The organism is Streptomyces filipinensis, from assembly GCF_014649495.1.
GTDB classification, from domain to species: Bacteria; Actinomycetota; Actinomycetes; order Streptomycetales; family Streptomycetaceae; genus Streptomyces; species Streptomyces filipinensis.
Genome location: NZ_BMTD01000003.1, coordinates 384689 through 402815 on the forward strand (window position 1 = coordinate 384689; position 18127 = coordinate 402815).

Consider the following 18127-nt stretch of genomic DNA (forward strand, 5'->3'; position numbering starts at 1 on the left):
GCATGGATAACCGTGTCGTCCTCCACCACCGCCCCCGGATCCAGCCCTCTGACCGAAGCGGGCCCCCTCTCGCTGTGCACGCGTGAGCCACACGTCCCCGCGGACCGGCTGGTCGCCGAGATGGTGCCGCCGCCGCGCTTCGACTCGGTGCGCTTCTCGACGTACATACCGGACCCGAACCAGCCCAGCCAGACCGAGGCCGTGCAGATACTGGAAGGCTTCGCGGCCGGGCTCGGCGGGGCGCACGCCTCCGGCGCCGGCCGGCGCGGCTTCCTCGGCTTCGGCAGGGCCAAGGCGCCCAAGGCCCCGGCCGGTCCGCGCGGGGTCTACCTGGACGGCGGCTACGGCGTCGGCAAGACCCATCTGCTCGCGTCCCTGTGGCACGCGACCCCGGCCGAGCCCGCGCTGAAGGCGTTCGGCACCTTCGTGGAGCTGACCAACCTGGTCGGCGCCCTCGGCTTCCAGCAGACCGTGCAGACCCTCTCCGGCCACCGTCTGCTGTGCATCGACGAGTTCGAGCTGGACGACCCGGGCGACACGGTGCTGGTGTCGACGCTGCTCGGCAAGCTGGTCGACGCGGGCGTGGCACTGGCCGCCACCTCCAACACGCTGCCGGGCAAGCTGGGCGAGGGCCGGTTCGCCGCCGCGGACTTCCTGCGCGAGATCCAGGGGCTCTCCGCCCGCTTCCGTACGCTGCGCATCGACGGTGAGGACTACCGCCACCGCGGTCTGCCCGAGGCGCCGAAGCCGTTCACCGACGAAGAGGTGACGAAGGCGGCCTACGCCACCGCCGGCGCCTCGCTCGACGACTTCCCGCATCTGCTGGAGCACCTGGCCAAGGTCCACCCGAGCCGGTACGGCGCGCTGACCGACGACCTGAAGGCGGTGTGCCTCACCGATGTGCGGCCGGTGCCGGACCAGTCGACCGCGCTGCGGCTCGTGGTGCTCGCGGACCGGCTCTACGACCGCGAGGTCCCGGTGCTGGCCTCGGGGCTGCCGTTCGACAAGCTGTTCAGCGAGGAGATGCTGAACGGCGGCTACCGGAAGAAGTACTTCCGCGCGATATCCCGGCTCACCGCGCTGGCCCGCGACGCGAAGGGCCTCGTCGACTCGTAGTCAAGAGCCAGATCGCGCCATGCCACCGGCGCTTTTCACGCTCTCTTGCGTTCGTAACGCGCTGTTAACCCTGCAAAGGCCTTTGCAGGGTTAATCTGCTTCTTGACCATCCATTGACCAAGACTTGGTCTGGACAAGACGCGCGAGGCGGGCAAGGGGGGGTGCATGTTCCGAGGTACGACGGCCCGGACCCGCTTCCCCCTCATCGCCGTGCTCCTGCTCGCGCTCCAGCTCTTCGCTCCCACGGGAACGTTCGCACCCGCGCACACGCTCAGTCAGGCACAGGCCAAGGCTGAGTCCGGAATTGCGTCCTCCGCACCGCCGGTGCACGAGGAGAAGGACTCGGTCCGTACCCCGAACCGTTCGGGTGCCCCCCTGAGTGCCCCGCACCTGCGCGACCGGCAGCGCGGCCCGGCCTCCGGCTGGGCCCAGCAGCCTGCGCTGATAGCCGGCCGTGCGTCCGGCGCCGACGCGCCGGACGCACCCGGCGCGCCGTACCACCGCGCCGCGAGAACCCCCAGAGCCCTCACCCCGGCAGCGCTCCAGGTCTTCCGCTGCTGACAGGCACGCGCTCTGTCCACACCCCCACACACCGTCGTTCGAGTCCGACGCGCCCGTGCAGGCGCGCCAGGAGGAACTCATCGTCATGCAGCCCCTCATCGACAACGCCCGTACCTTCGGACAGCGCCCTGAGGAGTTCGCCAAGCTCGCCGAAGGCCAGTCCCCGCAGGTGCTGTTCATCACCTGCTCCGATTCCCGGGTCGTCCCGGCCCTGATCACGGGCGCCCGCCCCGGCGAGCTGTTCGAGCTGCGCACCGCGGGCAACATCGTGCCGCCGCACACCTCGCAGCACCCCACGAGCGAGGCCGCCACCATCGAGTACGCCGTGGAGGTGCTCGGCGTCCGCGACATCGTCGTCTGCGGGCACTCGCACTGCGGTGCCGTCGGCGCGCTGGTCCGCGGCGACGACCTGACCGCCGTACCCGCCGTGCGCGACTGGCTCGCGCACGCCACCCCGCGCCCGGCCGGCGCGGCCGAGGATCCGGAGGTCGCCGAGGGCGTACAGGCCCACGTCCTGACCCAGTTGCTGCGACTGCGCTCGTACCCGTGCGTCCAGCGCAGGACCGCGGCGGGGCAACTGGGGCTGCACGCCTGGTACTACGAGGTGCACACCGGCACCGTACGGACGCACCGCCCGCAGACCGACACCTTCGAGTCCCTGTGAGCGCGCCGATGACCAGCAAGAACACCACTCTCATAGCCAGGTTCCCGCAGCTGCGGCAGGACTTCGCCGCCTCCCTGGTCGTCTTCCTGGTCGCGCTGCCGCTGTGCGTCGGCGTGGCCGTCGCCTCCGGGGTCCCGGCCGAACTCGGCCTGGTCACCGGCATCGTGGGCGGCCTCGTCACCGGACTGATGCGCGGCAGCAGTCTGCAGGTGTCGGGGCCGGCGGCCGGTATGACCGTGCTCGTCTTCGAGGCGGTCAAGGAGTTCGGGCTGCCGGCGCTCGGCGCGATCGTCCTCGCCACCGGCCTCCTCCAGGTCGGCATGGGGCTGCTGAGGCTGGGCCGCTACTTCCGCGCCATCTCGATCTCCGTCGTCGAGGGGATGCTGGCCGGTATCGGGCTGGTACTCATCGCCGGGCAGTTGTACCCGGCGCTGGCGGCCAAGGCTCCCGACTCCGGACTGGGCAAGATCGCCGGGCTGCCCGGGGCGTTCCTGGACGCCCTCGGCGACGGCACGGCGGTGGCCTCGCTCGCGCTGTGCGCGGGCACGGTCGCGGTGCTGCCGCTGTGGAAGCACGTCCCCGCGAAGGTGCGTACGCTGCCCGGCCCGCTCGCCGCGGTCGGCCTCGCCACGGTGGCCGCGTTCGCACTGGACCTGCCGGTGGCCATGGTCGAGGTGCAGGGCCTGCTCGGCTCGGTCCAGCCGCCGCCGCTCAGCGCCTTCGGAGAGCTGGCGGGCGTCGGGATGCTCGGCACGATCGTCGCCTTCACGCTGATCGCGTCCGCCGAGTCGCTGTTCAGCGCGGCGGCCGTGGACCGGCTGCACTCAGGACCGCGCACCGAGTACGACAGGGAACTGGTCGCCCAGGGCGCCGGCAACACGGTGTGCGGGCTGCTGGGCGCGCTGCCGATGACCGCGGTGATCGTGCGCAGCGCGGCCAACGTCCAGGCCGGTGCCCGGACGAAGGCCTCCCGTGTGCTGCACGGCGTGTGGCTGCTGCTGTTCGCGGCGCTGCTGCCCGGCGTGCTCGCCCACATCCCGATCCCGGCGCTCGCGGGCATCCTGATCTACTCCGGCGCCAAGCTGGTCCCGGTCCGGGCGCTGGCCGTGCTGTGGCGCGAGCACCGGGGCGAGGCGCTGGTGCTGGCCGTCACGGCGGTCTCGATCGTGGCGGTCAGCATGTTCGAGGGCGTGCTGATCGGCCTCGCGCTGGCCGTGGTCAAGACCGCCTGGGAGTCCTCGCACGTCAAGCTGGAGGTCGTCGACAAGGGTGCGGGTCCGGTCGACGCGTATCTGTCCGGCAACGCGACCTTCCTGCGGCTGCCGAAGATCCTGGACAGTCTGGAGTCGCTGCCCCAGGACCGCCCGGTCTGCCTCGACCTGGCCGGCCTGCACCACCTGGATCACGCCTGCCGTACGGCCCTGGAGAACTGGGCCGAACGGCACAGCGCGGCGGGCACGGAGCCGGTGCGGCTGACCGTGCGGACAGCGGCGGGCTGAGGCCCCCGTGCCTGGCGTGCCAGGGGCCCGGCCCCCCGGCGCGCCAGGCCATGGCCCGGCCGCCCGGTGCGGGCATATCGTTACAGCAGCAGACGTAACGGACCTCTCGGTGAGGAGGTCATCATGCTCCAGGAGCTGCTGGGGGCGCTCGCCGCGGCCGGCGGTGTCGGCGTGGTGTACCTGGCCATGGCGGCCCGCGTGGTCAAGCAATACGAACGGGGTGTGCTGTTCCGGCTCGGGCGCGTCATGGATGACGTACGGCCGCCGGGCCTGACCTTGATCGTCCCCTTCGTGGACCGGCTGCAGAAGGTCAACATGCAGATCGTGACGATGCCGATCCCCGCCCAGGAGGGCATCACCCGCGACAACGTCACGGTGCGCGTGGACGCCGTCGTCTACTTCCGGGTGGTCGACGCGGAGAGCGCGCTGGTGAAGGTGGAGGACTACAAGTTCGCGGTCTCGCAGATGGCCCAGACGTCCCTGAGGTCGATCATCGGCAAGAGCGACCTGGACGACCTGCTCTCCAACCGCGAGAAACTCAACCAGGGCCTGGAGCTGATGATCGACAGTCCGGCCGTGGGCTGGGGCGTCCAGGTGGACCGGGTGGAGATCAAGGACGTGTCGCTGCCGGACACGATGAAGCGGTCCATGGCCCGCCAGGCCGAGGCCGACCGGGAACGCCGCGCCCGGATCATCAACGCGGACGCCGAGTTCCAGGCTTCCAAGAAGCTGGCCGAGGCCGCCCAGCAGATGGCCGACACCCCCGCCGCACTCCAGCTGCGGCTGCTGCAGACGGTGATGGCGGTGTCGGCCGAGAAGAACTCCACACTGGTCCTGCCCATCCCGGTGGAGCTGCTGCACTTCCTGGAGCGGGGCAACCAGCAGCAGCAGCTCGCGTCGAACGGTGACGGAGAGCTCCGCTCCGGCTAGCGTGCGCCCATGCGCAGGAGCTGGGTGATCGCCGTGGCCGCGATGGCCGTCGTGACGGGTTGCGCGGACGGTGGTGGACCGGCCACCGTCCCCTCCCGCAGCGCCCCCCGCCGGCTGACCCTCACCAGCACGGCCTACGGCGACGACGGCACCATCCCGCGCCGGCACACCTGCGACGGCGCCGACGTCTCGCCTCCGCTGGCGCTCGCCTCCGTGCCCGCGGGCACGGCGTCCCTGGCCCTGCTGCTGCGGGACCCCGACGCCCCGCGGGGCCCGTTCACGCACTGGCTGGTGTGGGACATCGACCCGCGCACCCGGCGGCTGTCCGCCGGTGAGCGGCCGCGGGGGGCGACCGAAGGCCGCAACGACTTCCGGAAGACCGGCTACGGCGGCCCCTGTCCGCCGCACGGCGACCGCCCGCACCACTACGTCCTCACGGTCTACGCGCTCGACCAGCGGCTCTCCCTGGCCCCGGACGCCTCCCCCGCCGACCTGATGCGCGCCGTGTCCGGCCGCATGCTGGCGGCCGGGACGCTGACGGGGCGTTACTCCCGCTGAGCGCTCCGCGACTTCGGCCGTCGCGGGCCGTCGTGCGGGTGCGCCTCCCCCCACGGCTGGTCGCGCTCGCGCGGCCGAGCCGCACGGCGGCACAGCCCGCACCCCGGTGGAACGCGCCACGGCTGGCGGAGTCCACGGGCCCGGGCGCACCATCTAGGGATCCGGTGGAAGGGGCGGCCGTGTCGAAGAAGAGCGGAAGGGCACTCCGGGATGCGCTGCGCCTGCCGCCCGGCGAGCCCGTCGTACTCGCCGGGTATGACGCCGGGGCCACGCCCGCCGCCCCCGGCGGCAAGGGGGCCGGGCTCGCCGACAGCGCCAGGATGGGCAAGCACCTGGCGAACCTCCAGGAGCGGTTGTGGGCGGCGGGCACGGCAGGGGACCGGCGGCGTGTGCTGCTGGTGCTCCAGGGCATGGACACCAGCGGCAAGGGGGGCACGGTCAAGCACGTCATCGGCCATCTCAACCCGTCCGGCTGCCGGATCCAGGCGTTCAAGGCGCCGACCGAGGAGGAGCGGCGGCACGACTTCCTGTGGCGGGTGCGCGCGGCGCTGCCCCGGCCGGGCGAGATCGGCATCTTCGACCGCTCGCACTACGAGGACGTCCTCATCGCCCGGGTACGACATCTGGCCCGGCCCGCCGAGATCGGCAGCCGGTACGGCCTCATCAACGACTTCGAACGCTCCCTCGCCGAGGACGGCGTGACCGTGGTCAAGTGCTTCCTGCACCTGTCCTACGAGGAGCAGCGGCGCCGGCTGCTGCGCCGCCTCGACCGCCCGGACAAGCACTGGAAGTTCGCTCCCGGCGACATCGACGAGCGTGCCCGGTGGCCCGCCTACCAGGAGGCGTACGAGCTGGCCCTGGAGCGCTGCGCGGCGCCGTACGCGCCCTGGTACCTGGTGCCGGCGGACCACAAGTGGTACCGGAACTGGGCGATCAGCCGCCTGCTGCTGGAGCACCTGCGGGAACTGGACCCGCAGTACCCGCGGGGCGACTTCGACGTGGCGGAGTGCCGGGAGCGGCTGCTGAAGGGCGGCTGACCTCTCGGACACACCGGCGCGCCGCCGTCCATTTTGGGCTATTTTCACATAATCTCCGTGACTGTAAGGGGTTGCCCCGTTGCAGACCGCATCCACCCTCACGTCATGGAGATGACATGCACAGACTTCGCAAGGCTGCCGTGCTCCTCGCGGCCGTCAGCACCGTCGGGCTCGTCACCGCCGGCACGGCCCACGCCGACGGCCACGGCGGCCACATCATGCAGAGCTCCAACTGCAAGGACCACGACCTGAACCTCGACCTGCTCGGCGAGGTCGGCATCCTCAACGGCCTGCTGGGCAACGCGCTCAACGGCGAGGGCGACCCGGGTGCGCAGCAGACCCATGTGGGCTCGACCATGGGCTGCAGCAACAAGGCCGGCTAGGCGGCCGGTCCAGGACCCCCTGACGGCGGGAAGCGGCGGCGGGCCGGACATCCGGTGGGCCGGCCCGCACGCCCACCGCCGGCAGGGGACGGGCGTGGTGACCTCACGCGCGGGTGCGTGTGGGGCCACCACGCCCTCAGCTCGTTCGGGACCGGTGCGCACCGCGCCCGGGAGCGATCACTGAAGGAGCCGCGGGTGGGTACCCGGCGGCCATGCAGGAACAACGGCAGGTCACCGGCTCGTACTGGCTCCAGACCGCGCCGGAGCCACCCCGTCCCGCCCTGACGGAGGACCTGGACGTCGACGTGGCCGTCGTCGGCGCGGGCATCGCCGGACTGAGCACCGCCCACGAACTGACCCGGGCCGGGCTGCGGGTGGCGGTGCTGGAGGCCGGGCGCGCGGCGGCCGGGGTCACCGGCTGCACCACGGCCAAGCTGACCGCACAGCACACCCTCGTCTACGACCGGCTGCTGCGCACCCGCGGCCCCGAGGGCGCACGGCTGTACGGCCGCTCGCAGTCGGAGGCGATCGAGCACGCGGCGGCGCTGGTGTCCGAGCTCGGCATCGACTGCGAGTGGGAGACACGGGACGCGTACACGTACGTGCGCGACCGGGCGCGCGTGGACGAAGTGCGGGCGGAGGCGAAGGCGGCGCGGGAGGCGGGGCTGCCGGCCTCGTTCACCACGGAGACCGGGCTGCCGTTCCCGGTGGCGGGCGCGGTCCGGATGACCGGGCAGGCCCAGTTCCACCCGGTCAAGTACCTGCGGGCGATCACCGCCGACCTCGTCGCACGCGGTGGCCGACTGTACGAGGGCACGCGGGTCGTGAGGCTGCAGGAGGGCGGGGACCCCTGCCGGCTGACGACCGGGGCGGGCCACACGGTCACCGCCCGGGACGTCGTGATCGCCACCCACTACCCGGTGTTCGACCGGGCGCTGCTGTTCGCCCGGCTCTCCCCGCGCCGCGAGCTGGTCGTGGCGGGTCCACTGGGCGAGGCCCCGGATCCGCAGGGCATGTACATCACGCCGGAGGAGAACACCCGCTCGGTGCGGACCGCGCCCTACGGCACGGACGGGCAGCGCCTCCTCGTCGTCACCGGGGAGCACTTCACGCCCGGCACCGGCGATGCGCGGGCCGGCTTCGAGAGGCTCGCCGCCTGGGCCGAGGAGCACTTCCCCGGCGTGGCCCTGGACCATGCCTGGGCGACCCAGGACAACGACTCCACCGACACCGTGCCGCTGGTCGGCCCCTTCCACCCGGGCGCCCGGCACACCTGGGTCGCCACCGGCTTCGGGGGCTGGGGGCTGAGCGGCGGGATCATGGCCGGGCTGCTGCTGACCGCGCTGATCACGGGCCGGGACTGCGCCTGGCACGGGCTGTACGACCCGCGCCGGCTGAAGTCGGTGGTACGTGAAGCGCCGTCACTGCTGAGGACACAGGCGGAGGTGGCCCGGCACTTCGTCGGCGACCGCCTGAAGCCGCCGGCCCCGCTGGACGGTCTGGCCCCCGGCGACGGGGCGGTGGTCCGGGCGGATGGCGGCCGGCTCGCGGTGCACCGGGACGAGGAGGGCGTGCTGCACGCGGTCTCGGCCCGCTGCACCCACCTCGGCTGTCTGGTCTCCTTCAACCGGGCCGAACGCGCCTGGGAATGCCCCTGCCACGGCTCGCGCTTCGCCGTCGACGGCACGGTGCTCCAGGGCCCGGCGGTCCGGCCGCTGGAGCAGCGGGACCTCTGAGGCTGCGCGGGGCCGAAGCCCGCCGCGCGGGGGACCCCCGTCACCCCACCGCAGGACAAATAATCACACAAGTCGTCAGTTAGTCATATTTTCATATCGTGATCCCACAGCTACGCAGTATCACCGTCGTCTGTGCCCTGGGCGCGGCTCTCGCCGCCTGCGGTACCGGGGACCCGGCGGGCAGCGTCCGCCAGACCCCGGCCAAGTCCCCCGTCCCCGCCTCACGTCCGCCCGTACTCACCCCGGGTCCCGGCGGCCTGACCCCGGTCTTCGCACACGGCCCGCGCACGCTGGGCAAGACCGTCGCGCTGACCTTCGACGCCGACATGACCGCCGACGAGGGGCCTCGCGCCGCCGCCGGCGAGCACTTCGACAACCCGGATCTCATCGGCACCCTGCGCAGGCTGAAGGTGCCGGCGACGATCTTCATGACCGGCCGGTGGGCCGACGAGTACCCGACCGAGGCCCGCAGCCTCGGCCACGACCCGCAGTTCGAGGTCGCCAACCACTCCTACAGCCACTACGCGTTCACCAGCGACTGCTACGGCCTGCCCACCGTCGACCCCGGCAAGATGCGCTCGGACGTGGAGCGGGCGTACGCCTCCCTGCACAACGCGGGCGTGCCGCACGCTCTGCCGTACTTCCGCTTCCCCGGCGGCTGTTACGACCAGCGGGCGCTGCGCGCGCTGAGCGGGCTCGGGGTGACCGCGGTGCAGTGGGACGTGGTGAGCGGCGACGCGTTCGCCACGGACGCCGACGCCGTCACCCGGCAGGTGCTGGACGGGGTGAAGCCCGGCTCGGTGGTCGTCATGCACTGCACCCGCAGCGCGGCCCCGACCACCGAGCGGGTCGTCCGCGCCGTCGTACCGGAACTGCGCAAGCGCGGCTACCGGTTCGTGAAGGTCTCCGAGCTGATCGGCGAGACGTCCGGCCATCGGTGACCGTCCTAGGCTGGGGGCATGAGCGACGAGGACCACTGCACGATCGTCGACGCCGCCCGGCCGCCGCAGGCCGACGGTCCCCCGTACGCCGAGTGCGTGCTGTGCCGGGAGCCGACGGAGTACCCGGAGTCGTACCGGGGCGTCACGCTGTGCCCGCGGTGCGAGTGGCAGGAGGCGCAGCGCACCGCCTGCTCAGGGTGACCGGCGGGTGCTGAGCGGGGCGGCCACGGCGAAGGCCGCCGCCGTGAGCAGGGCGGCCCCGGCCAGCGGCAGCAGCGGCACCGGCGCCCGGCCGGTCTGCGAACCGGTGACCAGGCCGTGGACCGCGGCCTGTGCCGGAGAACCGGTGGCCACCACCGCCAGCAGCGCGCCCAGCAGCATCGCGGGCACGGCCCGGCCGGTGGAGCGCAGCAGCGGCCGGTTGGTGAGCGCGCCGACGGCCGCGCCGAGCAGCGCGCAGGCGAGCGTGGCCGGCAGCCCGGCCGCGGCCGCCCGCAGCGGGGCCACATGGACCCGGTGACCGTTGCTCGCCGGATCGCTGATGAGCGTCACCACCACGGTCGCCACCACACCGAGGGCCACCGACGCGAGCAGCGCCGTCAGCAGACAGGCGAGGTGCGCGCGGGCCGGGCCGCGGGCGGCGGCGACACAGGCGCGGGCCGCGTCCGGCTCACCGGTGACGCAGATCCGCACCAGCCACGCGGCCACCGGGAGCAGGCCGGCGGCCGTGTAGCCGAGCGAGTCGAGGACGGGCTGGCCGCTCTGCACGCCGATGCCGAGGAACACGACGTACAGGATCACCGGCGGCAGCCAGCGCTGGGAGCGCACCAGCAGGTCGGCCTGGTAGCGCAGGAGTGCGGTCATGGGCGGCTTCCCGGGTCGGTGGGGGGTGCGAGGTCGGTGGGCGGTGCGAGGTCAGTGGGCGATGCGAGGTCGGGGGTCGGTGCGAGGTCGGGGGTCGGTGCGAGGTCGGGGGGCGGCGTGACGCTCATGACGTGCCAGGGCGGGCGGGCCGTGAGCAGGGCGCGCAGCAGGACGTCGGAGCGGGAGGCGGGGACGGCGAGGCGGTGGACACCGGCCGTGGTCTCCTCGGCGGAGGCCACGGCCCGCGCCGCCTCGGCCGGCAGCCGCCCGCCGGCCGGCCCTCGTACGGTGACGACGGTGAGCGGCCCGGCCGGAGGGCTTCCCTCGTGGGTGCGGTGCGCGAGACGGCCGTCGAGCACGGTGTACGTCGCGTCCGGTACCCCGGCCAGCCGGCGCGGGTCGTGGTCCACGAACACCACGGCGCCCCCGGCGGCCGTCCGCTCGGCCACCGCGCGCTCCAGCTCGGCCCGGGCCGCCGTGTCCAGGCCGGTCCAGGCCTCGTCGAGCACCAGCAGCTCCGGCTCGCCGAGCAGGGCCTGGGCGACCGCGACCTTCTGGCTGCTGCCCTTGGACAGCTGCGCCATGGGCGTACCGGCGTAGGCGAGCGCGCCGAACCGCTCCAGCCACGTGCCCGCCGCGCGTGCGGCGGCTCCCCGGCTCAGGCCGTGGACGGTGCCGAGGTGGGTGAGATAGCCGAGGGCGGTGAAGGGGAGCGCGGACGGGAAGCGTTCGGGGACGTAGGCGGTGCGCGGGCGACCGGTGACGCGGCCCTCGCTGGGCGCGTCGAGCCCGGCGAGCAGGCGCAGCAGGGTGGACTTGCCGGTGCCGTTCGCCCCCTCTATACGGGTCAGGGTGCCGGGCGCGACGGTGAGGTCGACACCCCTTAACACCCAGGTGCCGCGCAGGCCGTAGCGGCGGCCCACGCCGGCCAGTCGTAGATCACGTTGCATGGGTGCATTGTGTCGGTCCCGCCCTGGGCCGTGCTGCGATCAGCGGCCGCGGGGTCGTCCCGGTCGGTCCCGCCCACGCGACGGGAGCCGGAAGTCGGCGCTGTCCCGCGTCCCCGTAGGGTGGGCTGACGTGACCCCTGTTTCGACGTCCCCCGGTGACGGCCCCTTCCACTCCGAGCAGAGCCCCCGTGACGAGGCGCCCCAGTTCGTGCTGCCCCTCGTCGCGCGGATCGAGCGGGCTGCCCCGCCCGCACGCACCGATGCGCTGGAGACGGCCGCCCGGGCCGTGCTGGTGCTGCTCGCGGACGAGCGGGCACACGGCGAGGGCGCATGGGCCGAGGCCGTGCGGAACTGGGAGGACGCTCGGATCCGCAAGGTCGTCCGGCGGGCCCGGGGCGCGGAGTGGCGGCGGGCCGAGGCGCTGCCCGGGATCACGGTGACCGGCAAGTCGGCGCAGGTACGGGTCTTTCCGCCGATCCCGCTCGACGGCTGGCCCAAGGACCTGGCGAAGCTCCAGGTGTCGGGCACCGAGCTCGACGACCCCGAGCCGCCTGCCGGGGCCGATCCGGCGCAGCCCGTGCTGTGGCTGAACCCCGCGCTGGAGATGTCGGCCGGGAAGGCGATGGCCCAGGCCGGGCACGGCGCCCAACTGGCCTGGTGGGCGCTGTCCGGCGCGGAGCGCGCCGCCTGGCGGGACGCGGGTTTCGCCCTGGCCGTCCGTACGGCCGACCCCGCCGACTGGCCGCGGCTGACCGGCGGCGGACTGCCGGTGGTGCGGGACGCGGGCTTCACGGAGATCGCACCGGGCAGCTGCACGGTCGTCGCCGACCACCCCGGGCTGCGCTAGGACCGCTCGCCCGGATGCTGCCGACGCGGGGAGCGGCACGGGGAAGCCAGCGCGGGAAGCCAGCACGGGGGCCGACACGGGGGAGCCGGCACGGGAAGCGGCGCGGGGAACGGCGCGGGGATGAACCTCAAATGTTGCTCTGAACCCGGTTCCCAGGGGGTTCGGGTCCGGGCGCCGGGGCCATACCCCCCTCATTCGAGGGAGGGGTGGCACCGTGCGGCGACTGGGGACGGGGATCGGCTGGCGGCCGGAGATCGCGGACGCCGTGGAGCGCATGCCGGGCATCGACTGGGTGGAGGTCGTGGCGGAGAACGTCTGCCCCGGTCGCCTTCCCGCCTCGCTGGTGCGGCTGCGCGAGCGCGGGGTGACGGTGATCCCGCACGGCGTCTCCCTCGGCCTCGGCGGCGCCGAGGCCCCCGACGAGGGCCGCCTGACGGCGCTCGCCGAGCGGGCGGCGGCGCTGGGCGCGCCGCTGGTCACCGAGCACATCGCGTTCGTACGGGCGGGCGGTCCGCTCACCGCGTCGCCGCGCCTGGAGGCCGGGCACCTGCTGCCGGTACCGCGCACCAGGGACGCCCTGGACGTGCTCTGCGAGAACGTCCGCATCGCCCAGGAAGCCCTGCCCGTGCCGCTGGCCCTGGAGAACATCGCCGCGCTGTTCTCCTGGCCGGACGAGGAGCTGACCGAGGGTCAGTTCCTGTCCGAGCTGGTCGAGCGCACCGGCGTACGGCTGCTGATCGACGTGGCCAACCTGCACACCAACCACGTCAACCGGGGCGAGGACCCGGCCGAGGCGCTGGCCGCGCTGCCCGTGGAGGCGATCGCCTACGTCCATGTCGCGGGCGGCTTCGAGCGCGACGGCGTCTGGCACGACAGCCACGCCCACCCCGTGCCGCGTCCGGTGCTCGACATCCTGACCGGCCTCGCCTCCCGCGCCGCCCCGCCCGGCGTCCTGCTGGAACGGGACGAGAACTTTCCGGAACCGGCCGAGCTGGAGCGCGAGCTGGCCGTGATCCGGGAGGCGGTGACGGCCGGACGCGGGCGGGCGCAGGGGAGTTCGGGGGGCTCCGTCGCCGGCTCGGCGGGCGGGAGTGTCGCGGTGCTGGCGCGGCCGGTGGTCGGTGCGCGGGAGCGGGTCGGTGTCGCCCAGGCCGCCGTGCTGTCCGCTCTGGTGGCCGGGACGCCGGTGCCCGAGGGGTTCGACCGGGTGCGGATGGGGGTGCAGGCGCGGGCGCTCGCGGCGAAGCGGGCGGATGTGGTGGCGAAGGTGGCGCCCGAACTAGCGGTGATTCTCGGCGACGGGTACCGGGCGGCGTTCCTGGAGTACGCCCGCGTACGGCCGATGAGCGGGGGATACCGGCGGGACGCGCTGGACTTCGCCGGGCATCTGCTGCGGGCCGGACGGCCGGAGGACGCGGGGGTCAGGCGGGCCCTGCGGGAGTGGTGGCTGGACCGGGCGGGCCCGGCACCGAGGCCCACCGGACGCATGGCCCGGCTGGCCCGAAAGGCGCTGCACCGGAACCCGGCCTGAGGACCGCGCGGCCGACGGAACCGCAGCTCCCCAACGGGCGCGGGGAACCGCGCGACCAGCCACAACGCACCCGAGGGCGCCGACGCCCCCCCCCCCGCCCCCTTCACGCACCCACCCCACCACGAACCCGCACCGCCCTCCGCACCCCGGCCCACTCCCCCTTGCACCCGCCCCGGCCCCTGCGCACACTCCGGCTCCGCCCCCTGCGCACCCCGCCCCGGCCCCGCAGGGCCCGCGAGGGAACCCGCGTAATATGCCAAGCCGCACCACCCCCTGCACACTCGCGTGCGGTGCGCTACAGGAGGCGCCATGCGACCCCGCCCCCCGATCAAGGGCCGAGGCATATTCAGCGGCACCGGTCTCGTCATCGCGGCCCTCGCGGCGACCGCCGTGGCGCTGCTCTACCCGCTCTGGTCGTACGCCGACCGCCAGGGCGCGGCCGACGCGAACGTGCTGAGCGCGCAGAGCGTCACCACTCCGTACGGCCCCCTGTCCGCGCAGGACCGGGACTTCATCACCAAGGTCCGGCTCGCGGGCCTCTGGGAGCTGCCCGCCGGCGAGCTGGCGGAGCAGAAGGGCACCACGGCCGCCGTACGCACCGCGGGCCAGCACCTCGTGGACGGGCACACCTCGCTGGACGCGCATGTGCGCACCGTCGCCACCCAGCTCGGCGTACCGCTGCCGAACGGGCCGAACGAGCAGCAGGCGCAGTGGCTCACCACGCTGAGGGCGGCGAAGGGGCAGGACTTCGACCGCCGGTTCGCCGGCATCCTCCGGCTCGCCCACGGCCGGGTGTTCGCGCTGGTCGCCCAGGTCCGGGCCGGTACCCAGAACTCCCTGGTCCGCGACCTCGCCGACGACGCCAACGCGACCGTCCTGGACCACATCAAGGTCCTGGAGGCGACGGGGTACGTCGACTTCGCCTCGCTCGCGAGGGACCTGGCGGCCTCGCCCACCCCCGTGCCGACCCCGCCGGCGGCCGCCCCGAGCGCCGCCGTGCCGGTCGAGCCCTCGCCGGACGCGTCGTACTCCCTGCCGCCCGCCGCCGCCAGCCCTCCGCCGGCGGCGAGCAGCCCCTGACCCGGTCCCGAAACGGAACGTCACATACCACTGACACTGTGTCCGGATGATGAACAGGGCATGGTGTTCGGGCCGGGCTCTGACATAGAAAAACTTCATGTTCTGGCTCCTCCTCCTGCTCCTGGCCTGGGTTTTCGCTGGTACGGCGTGCACCCGGCTGTGTCTGGCCGCCGTCCGCGCGGCGGCCTTGGACACGCCTGCCGCGACGCCGGACCAGGAGCGCGCTCTCACGTTGTACGAGGCGGCCTTCCTCTCCGGCGGCCCCGCCCGGGTCGCCGACGTGACCCTGGTCTCCATGGCCCGCCAGCGCCGTCTGCTTCTCGCGCACACCGGCTGGGCCACGGTCGTGGACCCGCGCGGGCACGACGAGATCGAGCAGTCCGTCATAGGCGCCATAGGTCCGGAGGGTCAGTCGCGGATCGCGCCGGTGCGGGCGCGGGCGGCCGGTGCCGAGGCCGTGCGGCGCCTCGCCGACCGGCTGGTGCGCGCCGGTCTCGCCGTACCCGACGACGCCGGTACGTCCGTGGGGGCCGCCGTCCGCCAGGTGCGTGCCGCCGCGCTGGCCGTGGCGGCGCTCGGCGTGAGCGCGCTGCTGCTGCCCGTCCCGACCGAGGCGCCCCGGCTGCTGGTCGGCCTGTGGTTCGCCCTGCCCCTCACCCTGGCCCTGAGCTGCCTGCTCATCGCCCGGTTCGAGGTGCATCCGTACACCCGCTGGGCCTCCCCGGCCGGACAGCGGCTGCTCGGCGCGCTCGTGCGCAGGCCGGCCGGCGACGAGCGGTCGTTCCTCACCTCGGTCGCCGTGCGCGGGATCCGCGCGATCGGCGAGCCCGAGCTGCGCGCCGCGTTCACCCACCGCGACCAGCCCTGGCGGGAGTGAGGGCGGCTTCGGGGGCGCATAGGGGGCATTGACGCCGACACCGGCCCGATGGTGCTTGCCTTCACCGACGGCCGACCGAAATATCCCTTCTGTTGTCGCCGGGCCGTGGCAGCCGTGCCATCGCCTCCGTTGCACCGAAGGGATAGCGCGATGAGAGCTGCCGCCCTGTACTCCGCCGCCGGGACCCTGCTCCTGACCACCCTGGCCGCGGCACCGGCGGGCGGCGCGCCCGCCGCCGGCCCGGCGACCGGTGTCCCCGGCGCGGCCGAGCTGCGCGGCACCGGGGTGGCCGTGGCCCGCGCCCGGGCGACCGGCATCGCCTTCGGCGCGTGCTCCCCCGCCGACGTGCCGAAAGCCCCGAAGAACGTGCAGTGCGGCACGGTGAGCGTCCCGCTCGACTACGCCCACCCGAACGGCAAGCAGATCACCCTGACCGTCAGCCGGGCCCTGGCGACCCAGAAGGACCCGCACAACAGCAAGCGGAAGGTCCCCCGGCAGGGCGCCCTGGTCTACAACCCGGGCGGCCCCGGCGGGTCCAGCATGTACTTCCCGCTGGTCGGCGCGGTCCCGGAGTGGAAGCGGATCGCCGCCGCCTACGACCTGGTCGGCTACGCCCCGCGCGGCGTGGGCCGTTCGGCGCCGCTGTCCTGCGAGGACCCGAAGCACTTCCTCAAGGCGCCCACCGCGTCACCGCCGCACCCGTCGGAGGCGTACAAGCGGGAGCAGATCGCCGCGGCCAGGGCGTACGCGCGCGGCTGCGCCCAGCGCGGCGGGGACAGGCTGCGTTTCTACACCTCCCTGAACAACGCCCGGGACCTCGACGTCCTGCGGGCCGCGCTGGGCGAGAACCAGCTGACCTTCGTCGGGGCGTCGTACGGCACCTACTTCGGCGCGTTGTACGCGACGCTGTTCCCCTCGCATCTGCGGCGCATGGTGCTGGACTCGGCGGTGAACCCGGACCCGGCCAAGGTCTGGTACCGCAACAACCTCGACCAGTCGGCCGCGTTCGAGGAGCGCTGGGCGGACTTCCGGGACTGGATCGCCCGCCACAACGACGTCTACAAGCTCGGTGACACCTCCGAGAAGGTGCAGCGCAGCTACGACACCGCCCGGGAGCGGCTGGCCGGCAAGGCGGCCGGCGGGAAGGTCGGTCCCGGTCAGCTGCAGAACGCGTTCCTGCGGGCCGGGTACTACGACGACTTCTGGCCGAGCCGGGCCCAGGCGCTGTCGGCGTATCTGCACGGCGATCCGAAGCCGCTGGTGCGGCTGGCCGCGCCGGACCTGAAGACGGCCGCAGAGGCGGAGAACGGCAACGCGGTCTACACCGCAGTCGAGTGCAACGACGCGCCCTGGCCGACGGACTGGAGGGTGTGGGACCGGGACAACACCCGGCTCGCCCGGGTGGCGCCCTTCGAGACCTGGGACAACGCGTGGATGAACCTGCCGTGCGCCTTCTGGCCGGCGCCCCGCCAGCAGCCGGTGGACGTGCGGACCGGGGTCGGTGAACTGCCGCCGGTGCTGATCCTGGCGGCCGAGCGGGACGCGGCGGCACCGTACCCGGGGGCGCTGGAGATGAACCGGCGGCTGGCCGGCTCGGTGCTGGTGACCGAGCGGGACGCGGGTACGCACGGCATCGGGGGCGGCGCCAACCAGTGTGTCAACGGCCACTTCGAGGCCTACCTGCTGGAGGGCCGCGTTCCCGGGCGGCGCGCGGCGTGCGCGCCGCACCGGTTGCCTTCGGCGGCGACGGGGCCGGCGAAAGAGGCCCGGCGGGGCGCTCTTCGAAGTGGCCGGCGGTAAGGGACCCGCAGAGGCGCCGGTCAGGCCAGGCCCGCCACCAGGTCCCCGATGTCCTTGCGGCGGCCCGTGTAGAACGGGACCTCCTCGCGGACGTGCATCCGGGCCTCGGAGGCGCGCAGGTGGCGCATGAGGTCGACGATGCGGTACAGCTCGTCGGCCTCGAAGGCCAGGATCCACTCGTAGTCGCCGAGGGAGAACGAGGCGACCGTGTTGGCGCGCACGTCCGGGTAGCCGCGGGCCATCTTGCCGTGGTCGGCGAGCATGCGGCGGCGGTCCTCGTCGGGCAGCAGGTACCAGTCGTAGGAGCGCACGAACGGGTAGACGCTCACGTAGTCGCGGGGCGTCTCGTCGGCGAGGAACGCCGGGATGTGCGAGCGGTTGAACTCGGCCGGGCGGTGCAGCGCCATGTTGGACCACACGGGTTCGAGCGCGCGGCCGAGCTTCGTGCGGCGGAAGAGGTTGTACGCCTCCTGCAGCTGGTCGCTGGTCTCGGCGTGCCACCAGATCATGAGGTCTGCGTCGGCGCGCAGTCCGGAGAGGTCGTAGGTGCCGCGGATCGTCACGTCCTTGGCGGCGAGCTGGTCGAACAGCTCCTGGACCTCGTCGGCGTAACCGGCGCGGTCCTGCGGCAGCACGTCCTTCAGCTTGAAGACCGACCACAGGGTGTAGCGGATGACCTCGTTGAGGTCCTTGGCCAGCTTGCCCTTGTTCGGGATCCTGCCGGACTCGGTGGTGGAGGCGTCGTCACTCATG

Annotated in this window: 19 protein-coding genes; 16 read left to right on the forward strand and 3 right to left on the reverse strand. The window is 73.6% G+C overall.

The window, feature by feature from the left end:
- Positions 1-12 precede the first annotated feature (12 nt).
- From zapE to IE244_RS10280, 11 genes are all read left to right on the forward strand, one after another.
- Complete coding sequence (gene zapE, locus IE244_RS10230) at positions 13-1116, forward strand: cell division protein ZapE (RefSeq protein ID WP_191872676.1); 1104 nt, start codon at positions 13-15, stop codon at positions 1114-1116.
- A 165-nt stretch (positions 1117-1281) separates the two neighbouring features.
- Positions 1282-1677 carry a hypothetical protein gene (locus IE244_RS10235; RefSeq protein ID WP_191872678.1) on the forward strand — a complete coding sequence of 132 codons (396 nt, stop codon included), beginning with the start codon at positions 1282-1284 and terminating at the stop codon, positions 1675-1677.
- A gap of 85 nt (positions 1678-1762) precedes the next feature.
- Positions 1763-2341 (forward strand): carbonic anhydrase, encoded by a 579-nt coding sequence (locus IE244_RS10240; RefSeq protein ID WP_191872918.1) that lies wholly within the window; start codon positions 1763-1765, stop codon positions 2339-2341.
- Positions 2342-2349: 8 nt separating this feature from the next.
- On the forward strand, positions 2350-3840 hold the full coding sequence (locus tag IE244_RS10245) for a SulP family inorganic anion transporter (RefSeq protein ID WP_191872679.1): 1491 nt from the start codon (positions 2350-2352) through the stop codon (positions 3838-3840).
- A gap of 123 nt (positions 3841-3963) precedes the next feature.
- Positions 3964-4770, forward strand: coding sequence for a slipin family protein (locus IE244_RS10250; RefSeq protein WP_191872681.1), 807 nt, complete (start codon positions 3964-3966; stop codon positions 4768-4770).
- Positions 4771-4779: 9 nt separating this feature from the next.
- Positions 4780-5328: a YbhB/YbcL family Raf kinase inhibitor-like protein gene (locus IE244_RS10255; RefSeq protein ID WP_229854033.1), complete on the forward strand. Its 549-nt coding sequence runs from the start codon at positions 4780-4782 to the stop codon at positions 5326-5328.
- 179 nt (positions 5329-5507) lie between these two features.
- Entirely contained in the window at positions 5508-6365 is an 858-nt protein-coding gene (locus IE244_RS10260) for a PPK2 family polyphosphate kinase (protein ID WP_229854034.1), read from the forward strand.
- 116 nt (positions 6366-6481) lie between these two features.
- On the forward strand, positions 6482-6748 hold the full coding sequence (locus tag IE244_RS10265) for a hypothetical protein (RefSeq protein WP_031172184.1): 267 nt from the start codon (positions 6482-6484) through the stop codon (positions 6746-6748).
- A gap of 212 nt (positions 6749-6960) precedes the next feature.
- Entirely contained in the window at positions 6961-8484 is a 1524-nt protein-coding gene (locus tag IE244_RS10270; RefSeq protein WP_191872685.1) for an FAD-dependent oxidoreductase, read from the forward strand.
- A 98-nt stretch (positions 8485-8582) separates the two neighbouring features.
- Entirely contained in the window at positions 8583-9425 is an 843-nt protein-coding gene (locus IE244_RS10275) for a polysaccharide deacetylase family protein (RefSeq protein ID WP_191872687.1), read from the forward strand.
- Between the two features lie 18 nt (positions 9426-9443).
- Positions 9444-9626, forward strand: coding sequence for a hypothetical protein (locus IE244_RS10280; protein ID WP_191872689.1), 183 nt, complete (start codon positions 9444-9446; stop codon positions 9624-9626).
- On the opposite strand, the gene IE244_RS41835 is transcribed toward IE244_RS10280, so the two are convergent.
- Both IE244_RS41835 and IE244_RS41840 read right to left on the reverse strand, forming a co-directional pair.
- A complete protein-coding gene (locus IE244_RS41835) occupies positions 9618-10289 on the reverse strand; it encodes an ABC transporter (RefSeq protein WP_229854035.1) in 672 nt (223 codons plus the stop codon). The genes IE244_RS10280 and IE244_RS41835 overlap by 9 nt on opposite strands.
- A complete protein-coding gene (locus IE244_RS41840; protein ID WP_229854036.1) occupies positions 10286-11239 on the reverse strand; it encodes an ABC transporter ATP-binding protein in 954 nt (317 codons plus the stop codon). Before IE244_RS41840 ends, IE244_RS41835 begins: the two co-directional genes overlap by 4 nt.
- A gap of 130 nt (positions 11240-11369) precedes the next feature.
- Between IE244_RS41840 and IE244_RS10290 the strand changes: the two genes are divergently transcribed.
- The 5 genes from IE244_RS10290 to IE244_RS10310 all read left to right on the forward strand — a co-directional run bounded on the left by IE244_RS10290 (position 11370) and on the right by IE244_RS10310 (position 17374).
- Positions 11370-12086, forward strand: a complete 717-nt coding sequence (locus tag IE244_RS10290; RefSeq protein WP_191872691.1) for an aminoacyl-tRNA hydrolase — start codon at positions 11370-11372, stop codon at positions 12084-12086.
- Positions 12087-12300: 214 nt separating this feature from the next.
- Positions 12301-13617, forward strand: a complete 1317-nt coding sequence (locus tag IE244_RS10295; protein WP_191872693.1) for an MbnB/TglH/ChrH family RiPP precursor modification enzyme — start codon at positions 12301-12303, stop codon at positions 13615-13617.
- Between the two features lie 309 nt (positions 13618-13926).
- Complete coding sequence (locus IE244_RS10300) at positions 13927-14697, forward strand: DUF4142 domain-containing protein (protein ID WP_191872694.1); 771 nt, start codon at positions 13927-13929, stop codon at positions 14695-14697.
- A 97-nt stretch (positions 14698-14794) separates the two neighbouring features.
- Complete coding sequence (locus IE244_RS10305; protein ID WP_191872696.1) at positions 14795-15574, forward strand: TIGR04222 domain-containing membrane protein; 780 nt, start codon at positions 14795-14797, stop codon at positions 15572-15574.
- 150 nt (positions 15575-15724) lie between these two features.
- Positions 15725-17374 (forward strand): alpha/beta hydrolase, encoded by a 1650-nt coding sequence (locus tag IE244_RS10310; RefSeq protein WP_191872698.1) that lies wholly within the window; start codon positions 15725-15727, stop codon positions 17372-17374.
- Positions 17375-17394: 20 nt separating this feature from the next.
- On the opposite strand, the gene hemQ is transcribed toward IE244_RS10310, so the two are convergent.
- Complete coding sequence (gene hemQ / locus IE244_RS10315; protein WP_191872700.1) at positions 17395-18126, reverse strand: hydrogen peroxide-dependent heme synthase; 732 nt, start codon at positions 18124-18126, stop codon at positions 17395-17397.
- Between the last annotated feature and the right edge of the window lies 1 nt (position 18127).

Bases quoted from the DNA above. Each gene is read 5' to 3' on its own strand.
- IE244_RS41840 (WP_229854036.1), bottom strand. From the start codon at position 11,239: ATGCAACGTGATCTACGACTGGCCGGCGTGGGCCGCCGCTACGGCCTG.
- IE244_RS10310 (WP_191872698.1), top strand. From the start codon at position 15,725: ATGAGAGCTGCCGCCCTGTACTCCGCCGCCGGGACCCTGCTCCTGACC.
- IE244_RS10280 (WP_191872689.1), top strand. From the start codon at position 9,444: ATGAGCGACGAGGACCACTGCACGATCGTCGACGCCGCCCGGCCGCCG.
- IE244_RS10240 (WP_191872918.1), top strand. From the start codon at position 1,763: ATGCAGCCCCTCATCGACAACGCCCGTACCTTCGGACAGCGCCCTGAG.
- hemQ (WP_191872700.1), bottom strand. From the start codon at position 18,126: ATGAGTGACGACGCCTCCACCACCGAGTCCGGCAGGATCCCGAACAAG.
- IE244_RS10305 (WP_191872696.1), top strand. From the start codon at position 14,795: ATGTTCTGGCTCCTCCTCCTGCTCCTGGCCTGGGTTTTCGCTGGTACG.
- IE244_RS10255 (WP_229854033.1), top strand. From the start codon at position 4,780: ATGCGCAGGAGCTGGGTGATCGCCGTGGCCGCGATGGCCGTCGTGACG.
- IE244_RS10265 (WP_031172184.1), top strand. From the start codon at position 6,482: ATGCACAGACTTCGCAAGGCTGCCGTGCTCCTCGCGGCCGTCAGCACC.
- IE244_RS10235 (WP_191872678.1), top strand. From the start codon at position 1,282: ATGTTCCGAGGTACGACGGCCCGGACCCGCTTCCCCCTCATCGCCGTG.
- IE244_RS10245 (WP_191872679.1), top strand. From the start codon at position 2,350: ATGACCAGCAAGAACACCACTCTCATAGCCAGGTTCCCGCAGCTGCGG.
- IE244_RS10300 (WP_191872694.1), top strand. From the start codon at position 13,927: ATGCGACCCCGCCCCCCGATCAAGGGCCGAGGCATATTCAGCGGCACC.
- IE244_RS41835 (WP_229854035.1), bottom strand. From the start codon at position 10,289: ATGACCGCACTCCTGCGCTACCAGGCCGACCTGCTGGTGCGCTCCCAG.
- IE244_RS10250 (WP_191872681.1), top strand. From the start codon at position 3,964: ATGCTCCAGGAGCTGCTGGGGGCGCTCGCCGCGGCCGGCGGTGTCGGC.
- IE244_RS10270 (WP_191872685.1), top strand. From the start codon at position 6,961: ATGCAGGAACAACGGCAGGTCACCGGCTCGTACTGGCTCCAGACCGCG.